Below are 1,014 nucleotides of genomic sequence, written 5' to 3'. Positions count from 1 at the left end.
GGCCCCGACGACCTGCGCCGCCATCGGCAGGCCCGCCGCGGCGTCCGACCAGCCCGCCGCCGGGGCCAGCAGCCCGCTCGCGGCCCCGGACAGCGACTGCCCGAGGCCGCCGAGCGCGCACGCCGCCCACAGCGCGCGGCGGATCGGGCCGGTCAGCACGGGCGACGGCGCGGTGTCCAGTGACATGCCACCACGCTAGAAAAGTGGATCGCGACATCGAATAGCCGAAGACAGGTACTTCTCGGATTCGACCTGGCGCTCGTACGCTGTTCTGCCATGAGCACCGTTCGCTCGAACCCGCCGCTCGACGCCACCGACTGGCGCCTGCTCGCGGAGCTGCAGGCCGACGGCCGGCTGTCGTTCAAGGAGCTGGCCCGCCGCATCCACCTGTCGCCGCCCGCGGTGGCCGAGCGCGTGCGGCGCATGGAGCAGAGCGGGGTGATCACCGGCTACGCGGCCAAGGTCGACCCCGCCGGCGCGGGCCAGCCGCTGCTGGCGTTCGTGCAGATGCGCTGCTCGCTGGGCCGCTGCCTGCTGCGCACCACGACAGCCGACGACCTGCCCGAACTGGTGGAGATCCACAAGCTCTCCGGCGAGCACTGCACGCTGCTGAAGGTGCGGGCCTCGTCGCTGGCGCACCTGGAGGGCCTGGTCGAGCGGCTGGGCGAGCACGGCGAGATGCGCACCCACATCGTGCTGTCCACGCAGTTCGACGGCCGGCCCGTGGAGCCGGTGGCCGAGCCCCGGCCGGTCACCCCCTCGGCGGGGTGGGGCGCCGGGCGCTGACCGGTCCGGGGCGCGCGCGACCGGGCGCGGGGTGCCAGGCTGCGGGCATGGAACCCGGTACGCGCGGATGGTCCGACCTGCACGGCGGGGTCGAGGTCTCCGGCCCGGCGCGGGTCTGGCTGCGCGGGGTGCAGCGGCTGGCCGCGACCCGTCCGGTGGCCCGGATCCCGCCCGACGCGCTGACCGCGGCCGGCCTGCTCACGACCGCGGGCGCGCTCGGCGCCGCCG

Annotated in this window: 3 protein-coding genes; 2 read left to right on the top strand and 1 reads right to left on the bottom strand. The window is 75.9% G+C overall.

Annotated features, from left to right (window positions below; genetic code table 11):
* Positions 1-186 (bottom strand): hypothetical protein (locus KIK08_RS39200; protein ID WP_214408358.1); only part of this gene is annotated, 186 nt, incomplete at its 3' end.
* Between the two features lie 90 nt (positions 187-276).
* Here KIK08_RS39200 and KIK08_RS39195 point away from each other — a divergent pair.
* Positions 277-786, top strand: a complete 510-nt coding sequence (locus KIK08_RS39195; protein ID WP_214408357.1) for an Lrp/AsnC family transcriptional regulator — start codon at positions 277-279, stop codon at positions 784-786.
* A 47-nt stretch (positions 787-833) separates the two neighbouring features.
* Positions 834-1,014 (top strand): hypothetical protein (locus tag KIK08_RS39190; RefSeq protein ID WP_214408356.1); only part of this gene is annotated, 181 nt, incomplete at its 3' end.

The organism is Pseudonocardia lacus (genome assembly GCF_018531445.1).
GTDB classification, from domain to species: domain Bacteria; phylum Actinomycetota; class Actinomycetes; order Mycobacteriales; family Pseudonocardiaceae; genus Pseudonocardia; species Pseudonocardia lacus.
The sequence above is the reverse complement of the archived record's forward strand: the minus strand, read 5'-3'. Positions and strand labels throughout refer to the sequence as shown.